Below are 18,067 nucleotides of genomic sequence, written 5' to 3'. Positions count from 1 at the left end.
TACGGCATTTGCAGGGCTCTGCGATCAGACGGGAAATGCTCAGGCGATAAACCGCCGAACTGTTTCTGATTCAGAAACGCTCAACCGCAAGGCTGAGTTCATATTACGATACCAGGTTGGAGGGTGCAGGATGTTACACACGCGACAATTCATCCCGGCCCATGCGCGCATCTTCCATTGATGCGGGCGGGCCAAAACTCTAGAACCACTCAAGAATCCGTGCGCGGAAAGGGAACCCTGCGCGCGCAGTAACCAACAGCCAGGAGGCACCGCATGGCAGACGCAGCCATTCACGGGCACGAGCACGAAGACGAACGGGGCTTTTTCACCCGTTGGTTCATGTCCACCAACCACAAAGACATCGGTATTCTGTACCTGGTCACCTCGGCCCTCGTCGGCTTCATCTCGGTCGCATTCACCGTGTATATGCGTCTCGAACTGATGGACCCGGGCGTTCAGTACATGTGTATGGAAGGCGCGCGCCTGACAGCCGCAGCCGCTGGCGAATGCACTCCGAACGGCCACCTCTGGAACGTGCTGATCACCGGCCACGGCATCCTGATGATGTTCTTCGTGGTGATCCCGGCCCTCTTTGGCGGATTTGGCAACTATTTCATGCCGTTGCAGATCGGTGCGCCAGACATGGCGTTCCCGCGGTTGAACAACCTGTCCTTCTGGCTGTACGTCGTTGGTACGACACTGGCGGTCTGCTCGGTCCAGGCACCAGGCGGCAATGGCCAGCCTGGCTCGGGCGTGGGCTGGGTGCTTTATCCGCCGCTGTCCACCAACGAACAGGGCATGTCGATGGACCTTGCGATCTTCGCTGTGCACGTTTCGGGCGCGTCGTCGATCCTGGGTGCGATCAACATGATCACCACCTTCCTGAACATGCGCGCACCGGGCATGACGCTCTTCAAAGTGCCGCTGTTCTCGTGGTCGATCTTTGTCACATCGTGGCTGATCCTGCTGTCCCTGCCGGTTCTGGCGGGTGCAATTACCATGCTGCTGATGGACCGTAACTTCGGCTTCACCTTCTTTGATCCCGCAGGCGGCGGTGACCCGGTGCTCTATCAGCACATCCTGTGGTTCTTCGGCCACCCCGAGGTCTACATCGTGATCCTGCCGGGCTTCGGCATCATTTCGCATGTGATCGCGACCTTCGCGCGCAAGCCGATCTTCGGCTACCTGCCGATGGTTTGGGCCTTGATTGCCATCGGCGCTCTGGGCTTCGTGGTCTGGGCACACCACATGTACACGGTAGGGATGAGCCTCAATCAGCAGGCCTATTTCATGCTGGCCACCATGGTCATCGCGGTCCCAACGGGCGTGAAGATCTTTAGCTGGATCGCAACGATGTGGGGCGGCTCGGTGGAGTTCAAAACCCCCATGCTCTGGGCCTTCGGCTTCCTCTTCCTCTTCACCGTGGGCGGCGTCACAGGCATCGTTCTCAGCCAGGCTGCCGTGGACCGCTACTACCACGACACCTACTACGTGGTGGCGCACTTCCACTATGTGATGAGCCTCGGTGCAGTTTTCGCCATCTTCGCGGGGATCTACTTCTACTTCCCCAAAATGACCGGCCGCATGTATCCTGAATGGGCAGGCAAACTGCACTTCTGGGCATTCTTCATCGGCACGAACCTGACATTCTTCCCCCAGCACTTCCTGGGCCGTCAGGGCATGCCACGCCGCTACATCGACTACCCCGAGGCGTTTGCCTACTGGAACTGGTGGTCGAGCATCGGCGCCTTCGTCAGCTTCGCCTCGTTCCTGTTCTTCTTCGGTATCATGGCCTACGCCCTGCGCCGTGGTGCCATCGTGACCGAGAACAATCCCTGGAACGAGTATGCGGACACGCTGGAATGGACCCTGCCCAGCCCACCGCCAGAGCACACGTTCGAAATCCTGCCCAAGCAGGAAGACTGGGACAAAGCGCCGTCGCACTAAGCACCGCTTTGATCTGAAAATCCAAAGGGCTCCGGTGGCGACCGGGGCCCTTTTCAAATTGAGCCGTCAAAAATCTATGCTTCACACCCCCGTACTGGATCCGTTTTCACTTGCTTGCGTGTTGGTGCTCTTTGTTCTGAGCATCGTCATGTTTCGACACCAGTTCTCAGCATCAAGACATGCGCTGGCGCTTGCCGGACTATGCGGCGTTATCGTTGCAATGTGGATTGCAGTTGAAACGCTTGGTCTGCTGGCCCAAGCCTCCAACTCAATCACCGACTTACTTGCGGCGGCAAACCGCCCCCTCTCGGTCGTCAGCGAATTCACGGTTCCAGCTCTCATATTTCTATGTCTCAGCGGGTGGCACCGGGTGATGCACCGTTGGCAGAACCAGCCTTTACGCCCTTTCACCTATGCGATGCACTGGATCATTGTGATCGGCTGGCTTGCCGTAAGCCTCCTGCGCCCCACCAGCCTTTTTGCTCTCACGCCCAAGTTGTCAGATATGTCCGACGCTGAACGGGTCGCGTTCTTCGAACAGAACTCCGCTGCCGTTCGTTTTCATGAACATGCTGTTCTGGGATATATTGCCCTTGTCATTGCGATCTTTGCGCTGCCGCTGGTGCTCCGCTTGTACCGAAAGGCATGATCCTTTTCACTTTGCCGGATAAACTCCGGAGTTTGAGGCAGAGCCCCAGGAAACATGCGCTAAAATGGCACGCGCACCTGCGTTGTTATGCAATATCACGACCCGGTGTGTGGCCATTCACCGCCCATCTCCCAGCCAGAAACGCGCAGTTCACCGCCCACGCACGTGCGAGGCACGCAAACCATCTTCCTCAGCACGGCCCCTGCCCCATATGACATCCACACTGCTGCCCGTGGACCGCGTTGCCCGAACATGCGAACCGCTTCCCGCAGGACACCAGACGAAAGGAGCATATTATGCTGTCCAAGATGTTTTTACCTGCCGCCATAGCGGCCTCGCTCGCCCTTGTACCCGCCACCCGCGCTGCGGCTGACAAAAAGGACTTTATCGCCGGCGCCATCATCGGCGGTATAGGCGGCGCAATCATCAACAACGAGGTGCGCAAGAACAAGCAGCAGCAAGCGGCACGGTCTCGCGCTGTGGCGCCCCGCACATACGCTGCAAAACCGCGCAGCTATTCGGCGCCACAAAAGAAAAGCTATCGCCCGTCGATCCCGGCAACGCCTGAAGGGCGCGAGATCCAATCCTCGCTCAACTACTTCGGCTTCGATGCCGGGCCGGTCGATGGCCAGGTCGGGGGCAAAACCCGCGACGCCATTGCCGACTACCAGCGGTACATGGGCTACAATGGAACCGGCACTCTGACGACCTTCCAGCAGCACCTGCTGACCACGTCCTATCTGCGCGCCGAAGCTGGTGGCAACCGGACATTGCAGGACATCGCAAGCCTGCCTGACGGCACCCGCGGCCTCTTGAAACTGTATCGCGAGGATCTGGCTTCGGGCGGCACGCAACAGCGCGCACTGACCCCTGAACCGTCGGCGGCATACACCGACCTCTAACACCCCCGCCGCTATGTCATCGCCCCCAGATCTCCTCCCTGGGGGCGATGACGCCTCTGCCGCGACAACCTGACCTTCGACTTGTCTCGACCGCGGCGTATAACATCCATATGCCATATCGCTGGACCTCAGAACCCGGTGCGCAGATGCAGGAACTTCGCATCTGGCCGCACAATTCCCTTCCTCAAAGGGGGATGGCTGCGTTCGTTTTGGCAACCTTCACTCTTATTCTGATCCCGGCCCTTCCTCTTTTGGGCTCTGTCGTGTTGTGGGGCTTGCTGCCCTTTGTGCTTGGGGCGGTGTGGGCGATGTACTACGCCCTGCGCCGCAACCGACGCGCGCGCCAGATCATCGAGGTGCTGACACTGGATGCTGAGGAAACCCATCTCATCCGGACCGAAGCGGATGGGCAGGTGCGTGAGTGGGATTGCAATCGGTACTGGACGAAAGTGACCAAATACGATGACGAGGGGCCGGTGCCCCACTACATCACGCTCAAGGGCAAGGGACGCGAAGTGGAAATCGGCGCGTTTCTCAGCGAGGAAGAGCGCATCGCCCTCTATGACGATCTGACACGCGCCCTGCAGCGTTAATCTGTCCTAACGCCCTTTTTCGGGCGGGCTGCAGCAAGTGTGCAGTTTGGGCCGCAAAATACGCAGTTTCGCCGAACAGACCCAAAATCAGTCGTTTCGGGGGGTGGCAAAAGCCGCAATTTCAGGCGAAACTGTGCGTTTTTGGCAAACGAGCCACCCTCAAGGCGTGCAAAAGATCGGGCATTAACCCACCTTAACACAGCGTGCGGTCCCCTTAGTGGGCCGCCGCGCAGAGCCGCTCTTTGACCATCGGACCCACCGCGCCAAAATCCATCTGGCCGGTGTATTTCGACTTCAGAACACCCATGACCTTGCCCATGTCCCGAATGCTCTCGGCACCAACCTCGGCAATGGCATCATCCACTGCTTTGGCCGACGCATCCGCGCCCAGTTTCTGTGGCAGGAACTCTTCGATGACCTTGATCTCGCCCAGCTCGCGTTCGGCCAGATCAAGTCGTCCACCTTCTTCATAGGTCTTCGCACTCTCGTTGCGCTGCTTGACCATTTTGCCAAGGATCGCAAGGACTTCAGCCTCGCCCACCCCGTCATCCTGACCGGCGGCACGGGCGTCGATATCCTTGTCCTTGATGGCGGCATTGATCAGCCGCAGCGTCGAAAGTCGGTCTGCATCCTTGTCTCTCATGGCCTGCTTGAGCGCGGCCGAAATCTTGGTGCGCAAATCCATTTGATGTCCATCCCCATGGGCACGTGTTGAAGGTTTAAGGTACGTGATACGCCAGGTTGAAGCAAGGGCGCGCCGACCCTGTAAGTTATTGATTTAAAGCAATAAAGTAAATTCACCAATAGGCTTGACCAATGCCAGCCCCCACATTAGTTTCCGCCCAATTTGCCTGCACCCGCTGTCTTTGCCCGCATCAGGAAGCCCTGCCATGACCCCTGCCAAACCCACTGCATGCCTTGCCCTCGCCGATGGCACCCTGTTCTACGGACAAGGCTTTGGGGCGACCGGCCAAACACAGGCTGAACTGTGCTTCAACACCGCCATGACCGGCTATCAGGAGATCATGACCGATCCCTCTTATGCCGGTCAGATCGTCACCTTCACCTTCCCCCATATCGGCAATGTGGGCGTGAACCCGGAAGATGATGAAACCGGTGACCCTGTTGCATCAGGCATGGTCGTCAAGTGGATGCCAACCGCGTCTTCGAACTGGCGCGCTGCTGAAGAGCTTTCGGGGTGGCTGTCATCTCGCGGGCGCATTGCCATCGGCGGAGTAGACACGCGCCGTCTGACCCGTGCGATCCGGCAGGCCGGTGCACCCCATGTGGCGCTTGCCCACAATCCGGACGGCATTTTCGATATCGAGGCACTGGTCGCCTCTGCCCGCGACTTTGCAGGGTTGGAAGGCATGGATCTGGCCAAGGACGTCACCTGCGCCCAGTCGTACCGCTGGAACGAAAAACGCTGGGCCTGGCCTGACGGCTACACCCCGCAGAAAGATCCTAAATTCAAGGTTGTTGCAGTAGATTACGGCGCAAAACGCAACATCCTGCGCTGCCTCGCTTCTGCCGGGTGCGATGTGACCGTGCTGCCCGCAACCGCGACGGCGGACGAGGTGATGGCGCACGAGCCCGACGGTGTTTTCCTGTCGAATGGCCCTGGAGACCCGGCAGCCACAGGCGAATATGCCGTGCCCATGATCAAGGACGTGCTGGAACAGGATTTGCCCGTGTTCGGCATCTGCCTTGGCCACCAGATGCTTGCCCTGGCGCTTGGAGCCAAGACGGTGAAAATGAACCACGGCCACCACGGCGCCAACCACCCGGTCAAGGATCTCGATACCGGAAAGGTCGAGATTACCTCGATGAATCATGGTTTTGCGGTCGATGCGCAAACACTGCCTGATGGCGTGGTAGAAACCCACACTTCACTGTTCGACGGGTCAAACTGCGGCATCAAGGTCACGGGCAAGCCAGTGTATTCTGTACAATACCACCCCGAGGCCAGCCCGGGTCCGCAGGACAGCTACTACCTGTTTGAACGGTTTGCCGAGGCGATGGCCGCCCGGGCACGTTGAAAACCAAGCGGTTACAACGGTCTTAACGGCCTGTTAACCACGAGACGCCATTGCTGAGGGTTCCTGAGCCTGGGACCCGCAATGAGCGATCCGCTATTACGTCTGTCTTATCCGCAGCCGGTCACCCGGCCTGTGCGTCCTGCCGTGCCCGTGGGGCGACAGCTGGTAAACGCCGGACTGATCAGCCAGACAACTCTGCTCGAAGCACTCGCATTACAGCACCAGCTTGATGCCCCCTTGGGCGAGATCCTTGTGGCAGAAGGGCATGTTGAGCCTGAGGACGTTCTGGCCGCCTTGGCGGTTCAACACGATGCCGACCGCGTCGACCTGACCATCGATCCCCCCAAACCAGTGATGGCACAGGCCATGCCCGCTCAGATCTGCCAAAATTTCGGCATCGTGCCGTGGCGTTGGATCGGCAACACGCTTTTGGTCGCGACAACCCGTCCAGACCAACTCTCCAAGGTGAGCACCGCATTGGGCCAAGAGTCCGTGACCCTGCTGCCCGTCATCGCCCCGATCTGCCAAATTCACGACCAGATCACCGAGATTTACGGCGCACAGCTTGCGCACCAAGCTGCGTTCAAGGTGCCACAAGAGCTCAGTTGCCGCACATGGGCCCCGGAGGGCAGATCGCGCACGAGAAACGCACTGCTGCTTTTCATGCTGCTGGCGTTGTCTCTGCTCATATTCCCCGCCTTTTTGGCAACAGTCTTTGTCGGATGGGCGTTGTTGACGTTGGCACTGTCGAGTGGCTTCAAACTGGCAGCCCTTGTCGCGCGCTTGATGCACCGGCTGCCCGCACAACCGGAACCCGCACCAAGACCGTTGCCCGGCCGTTTACCGCGCGTGTCGGTGATGGTGCCCCTGTTCAACGAGGAACGGATTGCCGAAGCGTTGATCACGCGCCTGTCCCGCCTGACCTATCCCAAAGCGTTGCTGGATGTGGTTCTGGTCCTAGAGGCAAAAGACAACGTCACACGTGCCACGCTGGCCCGGACGCGCCTGCCCCGATGGATGCGCGTCGTGGAAGTGCCGGATGACGGTACGGTCACCACGAAACCCAGAGCCCTCAACTATGCCCTGGACTTCTGCCAAGGCGACATCATCGGTGTATGGGACGCCGAAGATGCCCCTGAAACGGACCAGATAGAAAAGGTCGTGTCCAAGTTTGCCGTTGCCGGTCCAGAGGTCGCATGCCTTCAGGGAATGCTTGACTACTACAATGCCCGGCACAACTGGCTCGCGCGCTGCTTCACGATTGAGTACGCAAGTTGGTGGCGGCTGGTGTTGCCCGGTGTCTCACGTCTTGGCCTGGTTTTGCCTTTGGGCGGCACCACCCTGTTTTTCCGCCGCACCATCCTGGACGAACTGGGCGGCTGGGACGCACACAACGTGACCGAAGATGCTGACCTTGGGCTGCGATTGGCAAGGCGCGGCTATCGTACCGAATTGATCCCGACAGTCACTTATGAAGAGGCAAACTGCCGCGCCTGGCCTTGGGTGAAGCAAAGGTCCCGTTGGATCAAGGGGTTCTTCATCACCTATTGCGTGCACATGCGACATCCGACAGCGCTGTTGCGCGACCTTGGGTTCAAACGGTTCCTCGGGGTGCAGGCCATGTTTCTGGCGACCGTTTCTCAATTCGCGGCGTTACCTCTGCTCTGGAGCTTTTGGCTGCCCGCCTTCAACCTTCCGCACCCGGTCACGATGACGCTTGGCGAAGCCGTCATATTGCCCATCGCATCCTTCTTTATCGCATCCGAGCTGCTGAATATTGCGATCGGCATGTTTGCTGTCTCGGGTCGTGACCATCGCCACTTGCTGCCTTGGGTTCTGACGGTGCCGTTTTATTTTCCGCTTGGGGCCATTGCCAGCTACAAAGCCATATACGAATTGGTTCGGGCGCCGTTCTATTGGGACAAAACCCAACACGGCACGGCCAGTGGCGATGTGGTCGAACCGATCGGTGAAACCGACTAGGCCTCGTCGCGCCGTGTTTCGGCATCCTGCTTCAGCCGGGTCATGAAGGCGACCGAAATATGGTCGCGCAGCGCCTGCCCTGCCGCCGCTTCATCCTTGGCCTCGATCGCGCGCACAATGCGATCATGTTCATCTTGGGCAATGCGCGTGCGGCCATCGGCGGCAAGCGATGTGGTGGCCATCAACGCCATGGTCCGATGCACAAGATCAAGTTGTTGCACCAGATACCGATTGTGTGACGCAAGATGGATCTGCGTATGAAATCGCCGGTTCGCACGGGCCAATGCAGGTGGGTCGTTGACCAGAGCATTGTCCGCCTCAACCATATCGCGCAGGATACGCACCTCTTCCGCTGTTGCATGTTGCGCAGCCAACGAAGCCGCAAGCCCTTCCAACTCACGCCGTACAACGTACAATTCGGACATCTGGTTGTGGTCAAGCGAGGCCACGATCAGGCTGCGCCCGTCCCGCGACAACAAGGACTGCGTTTCCAACCGTTGCAGCGCCTCGCGCACGGGCGTCCGCGACACACCAAACCGTTCCGCCAGCTCGCTTTCCACCAACCGGTCACCGGGCCGGTAGGTGCCGATGTCGATCGCTTCGAGGATCATCGAATAAGCATCGGTATGTGTCGGGCGTGCGGCGCGCATGGCATCCTCGCAAGTCATTGAATTTCCAAACCATAGTGTGCACGCCCATATTCACGCAACCCCAAGCACTTGCGTACCGGGCGCGCCACGCCTATCCACGACCCCATGCCAGCTGATGATTTTGCACATGTACACTCCTGGGTCTTTGACCTGGACAATACACTCTACCCGCCTGCCGTGCGCCTTTTTGATCAAATCGAAGTGCGGATGGCCGCCTATGTCATGGAGGCTTTGAAGGTCTCGCGCGCCGAGGCTGATCGCCTGCGCAAGCATTATTGGCGCACCCACGGCACGACGCTTGCCGGGCTGATGCGGGAACACGAGATCGACCCGCTGCCATTTCTCGAAGATGTGCACGACATCTCCTTCGATCAGCTGTCACCCGACGCCGATCTGGCCGCGCGGATCGATACGCTGCCCGGTCGCAAGATAGTCTACACAAACGGATGCGCGCCCTATGCCGAACGGGTGCTGGCCGCACGCGGGCTGTCGGGCAAGTTCGATGCGATCTATGGTATTGAACATGCGGATTTTCAGCCCAAGCCAGACCGCGCCGCCTTTGACCGCGTCTTTGGCCGCGACGGGCTCGAACCCGAACGCGGTGCGATGTTCGAGGATGAACCGCGAAACCTGGCCGTGCCCCACGCCATGGGTATGCGCACGGTTCACGTGGCGCCGTCACGGGCCGATGGGGACCACATCCATCACCATACCGATGACCTTGTTGATTTCCTGTCCCGGCTCACCGGGTAGGACAGGATGCCACCTTGGCCCCGGGCGCGAACGGCATACCTTGCGGATAGCGGAGGTGCGATATGACCGAAACCTGTGACATCCTGATTTCCGGCGGCGGCATTGCGGGCCTGACCGCTGCGGCGGCCTTTGGCTCAGCTGGGTTCAAGGTCATCTGTGTCGACCCGACCCCGCCCGTGACCGAGCGCGAGGCAGAAGACGCCGATATGCGCACCACAGCAATGCTGCAACCCGCCCGCGACCTGCTGGAACGTGCGGGGGTGTGGGACGCTCTCGCCCCCCACGGTGCAGCACTCGAAGTGATGCGCATTGCGGATGCGGCAAGCGAAACAGGCGCTGCGCGCGAAGTGAAATCATTCCGCGCCTCCGACGTGTCTGACCTGCCCTTTGGCTGGAACTTTCCCAACTGGCGCTTGCGGCGCGAGTTGGTTGCTAGGCTCGAGGCCGTGCCAAATGTCGACTTTCGACCCGGCACCGGCACCACCCGCTTTCTCGGCCGTACGGCCGAGGCGCGTGTCACCCTGAGCGACGGCACAACCGTCAAAACCAAACTGGTCGTCGCGGCTGACGGACGGCATTCCCCGATGCGACAAGCAGCCGGGATTGACGTCACAACCAAGCGATATGGGCAAAAGGCACTGGCCTTTGCCGTTACGCACCCAATTCCGCACGACAACATCTCGACCGAAGTGCATCGTACAGGCGGTCCATTCACGCTTGTGCCTCTGCCGGATCATCACGGCATGCCCTGTTCAGCGGTCGTTTGGATGGACGATGGTTCCAAGTCAGCCGCGCGCATGGCGCTGGATACGGAGCCGTTCGAAGCAGAGATGACCGAACGCAGTTGCCATATGCTTGGGCCGCTGACCCTTGCATCGCGCCGGACGATATGGCCCATCATCAGCCAGATCGCCGAAAGATTAAATGGAACTCGCATGGCACTAATTGCAGAGGCCGCACATGTGGTGCCACCCATTGGCGCTCAAGGGCTGAATATGTCGCTCGCGGACACCACAACCTTGTTGGATCTGGCGATTGACCACCCCGACGAACTGGGTGATGTGACGATGCTCGGACGCTACCACACAGCACGATTTGGCGACATCCGCATGCGCGTGACGGGCATCGACCTTTTGAACAGGGCAAGCCAGGCGACATCCCCACTGGCTCGCGATGCACGCGCTTGGGGTCTGACCGCATTGCATCAGATCACACCGGTGCGCAAATCTCTGATGGAACTGGGCCTTGGCGTCCGACGGGCGGGGTAAGGCGGTTTCATGGCATGCCCGGCGCACTGATATGTGCGCCTTAAAGTGGGCCTGAACACAATCGTAAGGCGGGCCCGCGGTCCGCCCCGGCCGAGGAGACCTCCGCCTTACAAAACCTGGTCCACGACACGCCGCAACCGGGCCATCGTGCCATCCACGTCAAAGAGCTTGTCGAGACCGAAAAGCCCGATACGGAAGGTCCTGAAATCTGCCGGTTCGTCGCATTGCAAGGGCACGCCTGCCGCGATCTGCATGCCTTGGGCCGCAAAGCGCCTGCCCGTCTGGATCTCGGGGTCAGAGGTATAACTCACGACCACACCCGGCGCACCAAATCCATCCGCTGCGACCGACATGACGCCCTTCTCTGCAAGCATCGCGCGCACGGCGTTGCCCAATGCCCATTGCGCGTCCTTCAGCCTGCCAAACCCATAGGCTTGCGTTTCAACCATAGTGTCACGGAAATCCCGCAGCGCATCCGTCGGCATCGTCGCGTGATAGGCGTGACCGCCATTCTCGTAGGCTTGCATGATCTGGTGCCATTTCTTCAGATCAATGGCAAAGCTATCAGATGTCGTGTCCGCCATCCGGACCAAAGCACGATCCGACAGCATGACAAGGCCCGCGCAAGGTGACGCACTCCACCCCTTTTGCGGGGCAGAGATCAGCACATCGACACCCAAGGCCCGCATGTCCACCCATGCACAACCCGACGCGATACAATCAAGAACCATCAGCGCTCCGACCTCGTGCGCGCCGCGGCCATCGCAGCAACATAGTCGTTGGGCAAGATCACACCTGCGCTTGTTTCCACATGCGGGGCAAAAACCACATCGGGCTTCTGATCCCGAATGGTCGCCACAACTTCGTCAATCGGGGTCGGCGCAAACGGCGACGGCGATGCGTTGCCCGTTTGGCGCGCCTTCAAAACCGTCGTGCTGGCCGTCAGGCCCCCAGTTTCGAAAATCTGGCTCCAACGATAGGAAAACCATCCGTTCCGCACCACCAGCACATCTGCACCGCGCCCGAACTGCCGGGCCACAGCCTCCATCCCAAAAGTGCCGCCACCGGGCACGACAACCACCGCATCTGCGGCATAAACCTCTTTCAGCATGGATGAGATGTCGTTCATGACACCCTGAAACGCCACGCTCATGTGGTTCAGAGACCGGTCGGTAAACACCACCGAAAACTCTTCGAGGCCGTTGGGATCAACACTGTCAAGCAATGCGGGCATGGTCTGTCCTTTCTGTTTCGACCGGACATAACGGCTGGACGCGAGCACGACAAAGCCTATCACGGTATACTTTCGCGGCAACGCAGCGTTGCAGACGCATATACGAACGATTTTCAGCCGATGGGCCCCGGGCGTCGCTCTTCGGACAACAGCACATTGGCCTCAACCTCTCCCGCACCGGGCAGGGTCATGATACGGCGGCGCAACACACGTTCGAAATCGGGCACGTCGCGGGCCACCACGCGCAAACGATAGTCATAAAGTCCCAGAACATGTTCGACGGTCTGCACCTCGGGGATGGCCGAGACCGCACGTTCGAAATCTTCAAGGCTCACACGGCCCTTGGTCGCCAGCTTGACGCCCAGAAAGACCGTAACGCCAAAACCCAGCTTTTCCGCATCCAACGATACCCGTTGCCCACGGATCACGCCTGCCTCACGCAAGCGCCGGATGCGCCGCCACGCCGCAGGTTGCGACAGCCCACAAGCCCGCCCGATAGCTCCGGCACCCTGCCCCGCATCGGCAACCAGCAAGCGCAAGATGGCAAAATCCGTATCGTCCAACTCGATCACAGCGGCAACGCCTCGTCGCTCTTGATCCGCGCCACCTGCATCAATGCCTCGATGTCTGCGATATGAGGCAAGGTCAGGATACGACTGCGATAGAGGTGTTGGTAGTGGGTCATGTCCCGCGCGATTACCGACAAGCGCACATCCACACGGCCCAGAAAGGTCTGGATCTCAATGACCTCGGGCACCTCCCGGGCTGCCTCGATGAAATCGTCGAAGGCGCGCGGCAAGGTCTTGTCCAGGGTCACGCGCAACGATACCTCAACCGTATAGCCCAAAGTGGCCCAGTCGATGACGGCCTGTACGCCTTTGACCAGCCCGGCCTCGCGCAGTTTCCCCTGCCGTCGCGCCAATTGCCCCTGACTTACGCGCGCCCGTTCCGCCAGTTCTGCAGGGGCAAGTGTCGGATCCGACTGCCATTGCCGCAGGATACGACGATCCGCATCATCTAGCATGATTTTTCCGTCTTTCTTTTATTTGGCGCATGAATCCATCTTCATCTTGCCAAATAAACTCAAAACACAACGCTGACCAGAGGCAATAGCCTGCGTATAACGCACCCCAGCAACCAAACCCGGAGGAACCGACATGCGCGTGTATTACGACCGCGATTGCGACATCAACCTGATCAAGGACATGAACGTGGCCATCCTCGGCTACGGCTCCCAAGGCCACGCCCATGCGCTGAACCTGCGCGACAGCGGCGCCAAGAACGTCGTCGTCGCTCTGCGCGAAGGCTCGGCATCCATCGCCAAAGCAGAAGGCGAAGGCCTGAAAACGATGGGCATCGCCGAAGCAGCGGCTTGGGCCGACCTGATCATGTTCACGATGCCCGATGAACTGCAGGCCGAAACCTACAAGAAGTACGTGCATGACAACATCCGCGAAGGCGCCGCCATCGCGTTCGCCCATGGTCTGAACGTCCACTTCGGCCTGATCGAACCCAAGCCCGGCATCGACGTCGTCATGATGGCGCCCAAGGGCCCCGGCCACACCGTGCGCGGCGAATATGTCAAAGGCGGCGGCGTGCCCTGCCTCGTGGCAGTCGACAAGGACGCCTCGGGCCGCGCGCTGGAAATCGGTCTGTCCTACTGCTCCGCGATTGGCGGTGGCCGCTCGGGCATCATCGAAACCAACTTCCGCGAAGAGTGCGAAACCGACCTGTTCGGCGAGCAGGCCGTTCTGTGCGGTGGCCTCGTGGAACTGATCCGCATGGGTTTCGAAACACTGGTCGAGGCGGGCTACGCACCCGAGATGGCTTATTTCGAATGCCTGCACGAAGTGAAGCTGATCGTGGACCTGATCTACGAAGGCGGTATCGCCAACATGAACTACTCGATCTCGAACACGGCGGAATACGGCGAATATGTCTCCGGCCCACGGGTCCTGCCCTACGACGAAACCAAGGCACGGATGAAGGCAATCTTGACCGACATCCAGACCGGCAAATTCGTGCGTGACTTCATGCAGGAAAATGCGGTTGGTCAGCCCTTCTTCAAAGGCACGCGTCGCATCAACGACGAACACCAGATCGAAGAAACGGGCGAGAAGCTGCGCGGCATGATGCCGTGGATCTCGGCCGGCAAGATGGTCGACAAGTCCAAGAACTAAACCACGACCTCAAGAACGAACGGAGTGCAGGAGTATGCGCTCCGTTTTCTGTTGTCCACGTGTTGCTGTTGTCCACGTGTCCCCTAAACTGACAAATCCAACATTCCCAGTGGATATTTAGACGACCGTTTTTTGAAAGCTGTCAGCAAGGATCGAAAGTGACCGTTTTCAGCAAACGTCCGGACGATCGAGTGTCTTCTCGCAAAGCTTGTTAACGCCTGCATGCAAAAAAACTGTAAGCACCGCCAGCACAATAAGGGCGGCGAACATAAGGTCGGTTTTGGCACGACCATTGGCCAACAGCATCAAGTACCCCAGTCCCCGTGAGGCCCCAACCCATTCACCAATGATGGCGCCGATGGGGGCATAAACCGCTGCCAATCGCAGGCCCGACGCAAAGCCGGGCAGCGCTGCGGGTACGCGAATGTGCCACATGATGCGAGCGGGGCTTGCGCCCATGACCCGGGCCATCCCGATCCAATCGTGCTTCGTCCGCATAAGCGCATCAAAGAAGGACGAGGTGACTGGGAAATAGATGATGATCAACGCCATTGCGATCTTGGACCACAGCCCAAAGCCCAGCCAGAGCGTCAGGATCGGCGCCAGCGCAAAGACAGGCACGGCCTGGCTGAACACCAGCATCGGGCGCACCAGCGCGCGTGCCATGGGCGAGGCGACCAAAGCGATGGCCGAGACGAACCCAAGAGCGGCGCCCATAACAAGGCCGATCACAACCTCGGCCATGGTAATCGCCGCGTGTTGGGCCAAAAGCGCGCGGCTGTCCCAGATGGTTTGTGCGACCAATGCGGGCGGCGGCAGGATGAAGCGCGCCACGCCCGTGGCCCAGATCACCGCCTGCCAGAGCGCCAATGCCAGAAGCGCCGCCGCAATACCTGCCCGCCAGCCTGTCACCTGGCCACCGGAAAGCCGATCCATGCGGCGTCGAAGAACGCACGCTCAAGCGCGACGGCGCGGGTGAAGGTTTCGGTCACATCGGTCTGGGCCGTTTCGTCCAATGTCTCCCACACGGCGTCGAGCTGGCCCCGCAAATAGCCAACCACCCCGGCAAAGCCTTCTCCCGAATGCAGGGTGATCCACTGACCCAGCCAGAAAGGCAGGTCATCGGCGCGAGCCTCGAACGGTGTCGCCCAATCAAGGTAGGTCCATTCGGCCACGACAAGTACGGCCAGCATAAGCTCATACCGACCAGAACGGCGCGCGTCGTCCATAAGCATCTGAAACGCAACCGTCTCAGGTGCCGATGAACCAGTTTGCGGAACCCCCAGCGCCTCGAACGACCGCAAGAAATAGGTGTTTTCCGATCCGCAGATGAGCCCTAGAAACTGCGCACCCGGAACCGCGTCTGCAAGGGTCGGCGCGTGAGCGACGGCAGAGGCCAAAAGCCGCACGAAGCCTTCGACGAACAGGTAGTCCTGTTGCAGATAGCCTGCCATCTTGTCCTGACTGAGCGTGCCATTTGCCAAGGCATCGGTGAAGGCATGTGTCGTGGCCGCCTGCCAATCGTCGGCTGCAAGCGCTCGTAGAGTTTTGGTCGCACTCATGTTTGTCTCCGAAGTTGGTTCAGAAGGTCTGCCTGTGCTTTCAACACATCTGCTGCATCGACGGGACGTGGGATCGGACCGCTGGGTATGGCGACATCAACCAACCCCGACGCGGTCATGATCAGGATACTCTGCCCCAATCTGGCCGCCTCTCCGGGATCATGGGTCACGAGGAGAACGGTGCGTTCTTCCAGCAGGTCCGCGGTCAGGTCCTGCATCTGCAAACGTGTCAGTGCATCGAGGGCTGAAAACGGCTCATCCAGCAACACCACCGGACAATCCTCCATCAAGGTTCGTGCCAGTGCCACCCTTTGACGTTGGCCACCCGATAGCGCGGCGGGCTTCTTGGTCGCATGGTCCGCCAGACCAACACGGTCCAGAACGTCATGCGCCTTCGTCTTGTCCGGAAGCTCGCCCCGCAGTCGCGCGCCGACAAGCACGTTGTCCAGAACTGTCAGCCAAGGTAGCAACAAGTCTTGTTGCGCCATCAGGGCCACGCGGCCCGGATCGCTGATTTGACCTGTGAAACTGACGCTTTCGGCCAGCCCCGCGAACAGGCGCAGTACGGTTGACTTCCCCACACCGCTGGCTCCCAGAAGGCAGGTCCAGGTGCCGGGATTAAGCGTCAGGTCGACCCGTGAAAAAATCGGCGTGCTGCCGATTGCGGCAGACCCGGTCAACCGCAATACCTGGTTCACGGATCAAGCCCCATATCCCAGAACCCGACCTCCAGCTTTGTGGCGGTCGCAAAACGGGCCTGAAGTGATTTCCAACGCGGGCTGGCCTTGGGATCACTCCCGAGGCGCCGCGACACGGCCCCGTCGATCAGCGCGCCAACGTCGTGGCAGACTTTCTGGTACTCGCCACTCGCGTAGGTGCTGATCCAGTCTGCGTATGTGTCAGAGGTCTTGTTCGCCGCCAGATGGGTACCAATCTCTCCGTACCCGATGACGCAAGGTGCCAAAGCAGCGAGAAGATCGATCAAATCGCCCGAGTGCCCGGCATCCAGGACATAGCGCGTATAGGCGAGATTTTCTTGCCGTTCTTCTGTGGCAAAGAGCGTTTCCTCATCAATCCCGGCCTTGGCGCAAGTTTTGATGTGAAGCGCGATTTCTTCATTGATCAGCCCATTTACGGTCCCTGCGGCAAGCCGCATTTCTTCGACCGTGTCGGCCTTGGTCACAGCCAGCGCCCAGGCCCGGGAAAAGTGGATCAGAAAGACGTAGTCCTGCTTGAGATAATGCAGGAATGCCCCGCGCGGCAGGCTGCCGTCCCCCAGACCTTGCACGAAGGCATGGCGGGTATAGGCAGGCCAAGCGGGCGTCGCGTCCCGCCAGGCCGTGAAGGTGCTGCCGTAACTCATTCTGCGCCGAGGTCCACAGCGAGGGCGGAGACAGGGCGCGTGCCCTCCACCAGACCGCTCTCAGCCAGGAATTGCTCGAACCGGGTGTAGCGGCCTTCGTCCAGCGCTTCGGGGCGCAATGCAAAGCGCGGCAGCGTGTCGACCCAGGCCTTTGCGTTCAATGCGTCGTCCAGCTCTGGGGCGTAGCCCTTGAACAGCTCCCAGGAGGCCTCGGGATTGTTGACGATGTATTGTGTCGCCAGTTCTGTCGCACGCAGGAAACGACGGACCTGATCTGTGTCCATACGCTCTGGGTTGGCGACATAGATCAGCTCGTCATAGGTCGGCACACCTTCTTCCTCGACGTAAAAACACCGGCCGTCGACACCCTCAATCTCCATCTGGTTGAGCTCAAAATTGCGGTAGGCGCCGATCACGGCGTCGACCTGCCCGGACATAAGCGAGGGGCTGAGCGAGAAGTTCACATTGACCATTTCGACGTCGTCCAGGCTGACACCGTGCTTGCCCAACATCGCGGTCAGAACGGCCTCTTCCACGCCGGCCACTGAAAAACCGATCTTGCCGCCTTTGAGCTGGCTGATCTCCTGAATAGGGCCATCTTTGAGCACCAACAGGCAGTTGAGTGGTGTCGCCACAAGCGTGCCAACGCGGACCAGTGGCAGCCCCTCAGCCACCTGCAAGTGTTGGCTCGGCTGATAACTGACGGCAATGTCGCCCTGACCGGCGGCCACCAATTTTGGTGGTGCGGAGGGATCGGCAGGCGGAATGATCTCGATTTCGAGGCCTTGGTCCGCGAAATAGCCCAGTTCTTCGGCCACGATGATTGGCCCGTGATCAGGGTTGATGAACCAATCCAAAAGTAGGGTCATCTTGTCTTGAGCCAGGGCCGGTGTGGCGATCAGCACGACCACCGCAGTTGTCATCAGGCGTTTCATTTCGTTCTC

The 18,067-nt window shown here is 59.7% G+C and carries 18 protein-coding genes and 1 pseudogene; 9 read left to right on the top strand and 10 right to left on the bottom strand.

From position 1 onward, the window contains the following. The first annotated feature begins 273 nt into the window (after positions 1–273). The 4 genes from ctaD to Q1A75_RS16115 all read left to right on the top strand — a co-directional run bounded on the left by ctaD (position 274) and on the right by Q1A75_RS16115 (position 4,091). The gene (gene ctaD, locus Q1A75_RS16130; protein WP_299546098.1) at positions 274–1,947 is read left to right on the top strand and encodes a cytochrome c oxidase subunit I; all 1,674 of its coding nucleotides are present in this window, start codon (positions 274–276) and stop codon (positions 1,945–1,947) included. Positions 1,948–2,023: 76 nt separating this feature from the next. Further along, positions 2,024–2,596, top strand: a complete 573-nt coding sequence (locus Q1A75_RS16125) for a hypothetical protein (RefSeq protein WP_299546096.1) — start codon at positions 2,024–2,026, stop codon at positions 2,594–2,596. A gap of 296 nt (positions 2,597–2,892) precedes the next feature. Beyond that, positions 2,893–3,498, top strand: a complete 606-nt coding sequence (locus Q1A75_RS16120) for a peptidoglycan-binding domain-containing protein (protein ID WP_299546094.1) — start codon at positions 2,893–2,895, stop codon at positions 3,496–3,498. Between the two features lie 110 nt (positions 3,499–3,608). Continuing rightward, positions 3,609–4,091, top strand: a complete 483-nt coding sequence (locus tag Q1A75_RS16115; protein ID WP_299546092.1) for a DUF2244 domain-containing protein — start codon at positions 3,609–3,611, stop codon at positions 4,089–4,091. 214 nt (positions 4,092–4,305) lie between these two features. Here Q1A75_RS16115 and Q1A75_RS16110 read toward each other — a convergent pair whose 3' ends face one another. Continuing rightward, complete coding sequence (locus Q1A75_RS16110; protein ID WP_299546090.1) at positions 4,306–4,776, bottom strand: GatB/YqeY domain-containing protein; 471 nt, start codon at positions 4,774–4,776, stop codon at positions 4,306–4,308. 205 nt (positions 4,777–4,981) lie between these two features. Here Q1A75_RS16110 and carA point away from each other — a divergent pair, with 205 nt between their 5' ends. Beyond that, positions 4,982–6,130 carry a glutamine-hydrolyzing carbamoyl-phosphate synthase small subunit gene (carA, locus tag Q1A75_RS16105; protein WP_299546088.1) on the top strand — a complete coding sequence of 383 codons (1,149 nt, stop codon included), beginning with the start codon at positions 4,982–4,984 and terminating at the stop codon, positions 6,128–6,130. Positions 6,131–6,211: 81 nt separating this feature from the next. Then, positions 6,212–8,113: a glycosyltransferase gene (locus Q1A75_RS16100; protein ID WP_299546086.1), complete on the top strand. Its 1,902-nt coding sequence runs from the start codon at positions 6,212–6,214 to the stop codon at positions 8,111–8,113. Here the strand turns inward: Q1A75_RS16100 and Q1A75_RS16095 are convergent. Then, positions 8,110–8,763: a GntR family transcriptional regulator gene (locus Q1A75_RS16095; RefSeq protein ID WP_299546084.1), complete on the bottom strand. Its 654-nt coding sequence runs from the start codon at positions 8,761–8,763 to the stop codon at positions 8,110–8,112. The genes Q1A75_RS16100 and Q1A75_RS16095 overlap by 4 nt on opposite strands. 105 nt (positions 8,764–8,868) lie before the next feature. On the opposite strand from Q1A75_RS16095, the gene Q1A75_RS16090 reads away from it, so the two are divergent. Together Q1A75_RS16090 and Q1A75_RS16085 are read left to right on the top strand one after the other, a co-directional pair. After that, positions 8,869–9,516, top strand: coding sequence for a pyrimidine 5'-nucleotidase (locus tag Q1A75_RS16090; RefSeq protein WP_299546082.1), 648 nt, complete (start codon positions 8,869–8,871; stop codon positions 9,514–9,516). Between the two features lie 62 nt (positions 9,517–9,578). Beyond that, positions 9,579–10,784: a UbiH/UbiF family hydroxylase gene (locus Q1A75_RS16085; protein ID WP_299546080.1), complete on the top strand. Its 1,206-nt coding sequence runs from the start codon at positions 9,579–9,581 to the stop codon at positions 10,782–10,784. Positions 10,785–10,891: 107 nt separating this feature from the next. Here Q1A75_RS16085 and Q1A75_RS16080 read toward each other — a convergent pair. From Q1A75_RS16080 to Q1A75_RS16070, 3 genes and pseudogenes are all read right to left on the bottom strand, one after another. Beyond that, positions 10,892–12,018 (bottom strand): annotated as a pseudogene (locus Q1A75_RS16080) (aminotransferase class V-fold PLP-dependent enzyme). A 113-nt stretch (positions 12,019–12,131) separates the two neighbouring features. Next, on the bottom strand, positions 12,132–12,590 hold the full coding sequence (locus Q1A75_RS16075; RefSeq protein WP_299546078.1) for an Lrp/AsnC family transcriptional regulator: 459 nt from the start codon (positions 12,588–12,590) through the stop codon (positions 12,132–12,134). Next, positions 12,587–13,042: an Lrp/AsnC family transcriptional regulator gene (locus Q1A75_RS16070; protein WP_299546076.1), complete on the bottom strand. Its 456-nt coding sequence runs from the start codon at positions 13,040–13,042 to the stop codon at positions 12,587–12,589. The genes Q1A75_RS16075 and Q1A75_RS16070 overlap by 4 nt, the downstream gene beginning before the upstream one ends. A gap of 133 nt (positions 13,043–13,175) precedes the next feature. Between Q1A75_RS16070 and ilvC the strand changes: the two genes are divergently transcribed. After that, positions 13,176–14,198: a ketol-acid reductoisomerase gene (gene ilvC / locus Q1A75_RS16065; protein ID WP_299546074.1), complete on the top strand. Its 1,023-nt coding sequence runs from the start codon at positions 13,176–13,178 to the stop codon at positions 14,196–14,198. A 168-nt stretch (positions 14,199–14,366) separates the two neighbouring features. Here ilvC and Q1A75_RS16060 read toward each other — a convergent pair whose 3' ends face one another. From Q1A75_RS16060 to Q1A75_RS16040, 5 genes are read right to left on the bottom strand one after another with little or no spacing between them, the layout of a single operon-like run. Next, positions 14,367–15,134, bottom strand: coding sequence for an ABC transporter permease (locus Q1A75_RS16060; RefSeq protein WP_299546073.1), 768 nt, complete (start codon positions 15,132–15,134; stop codon positions 14,367–14,369). Continuing rightward, positions 15,107–15,760 (bottom strand): TenA family protein, encoded by a 654-nt coding sequence (locus Q1A75_RS16055; RefSeq protein ID WP_299546071.1) that lies wholly within the window; start codon positions 15,758–15,760, stop codon positions 15,107–15,109. Before Q1A75_RS16055 ends, Q1A75_RS16060 begins: the two co-directional genes overlap by 28 nt. Further along, positions 15,757–16,458 (bottom strand): ABC transporter ATP-binding protein, encoded by a 702-nt coding sequence (locus tag Q1A75_RS16050; RefSeq protein ID WP_299546069.1) that lies wholly within the window; start codon positions 16,456–16,458, stop codon positions 15,757–15,759. The genes Q1A75_RS16055 and Q1A75_RS16050 overlap by 4 nt, the downstream gene beginning before the upstream one ends. Further along, on the bottom strand, positions 16,455–17,123 hold the full coding sequence (gene tenA, locus Q1A75_RS16045) for a thiaminase II (RefSeq protein WP_299546067.1): 669 nt from the start codon (positions 17,121–17,123) through the stop codon (positions 16,455–16,457). The genes Q1A75_RS16050 and tenA overlap by 4 nt, the downstream gene beginning before the upstream one ends. Continuing rightward, positions 17,120–18,058, bottom strand: coding sequence for an ABC transporter substrate-binding protein (locus Q1A75_RS16040; protein WP_299546065.1), 939 nt, complete (start codon positions 18,056–18,058; stop codon positions 17,120–17,122). The genes tenA and Q1A75_RS16040 overlap by 4 nt, the downstream gene beginning before the upstream one ends. Positions 18,059–18,067: the final 9 nt, after the last annotated feature.

The sequence above is a fragment of the uncultured Tateyamaria sp. genome, assembly GCF_947504105.1.
GTDB lineage: Bacteria > Pseudomonadota > Alphaproteobacteria > Rhodobacterales > Rhodobacteraceae > Tateyamaria.
This window is presented reverse-complemented; position numbering and strand designations above follow the sequence as displayed.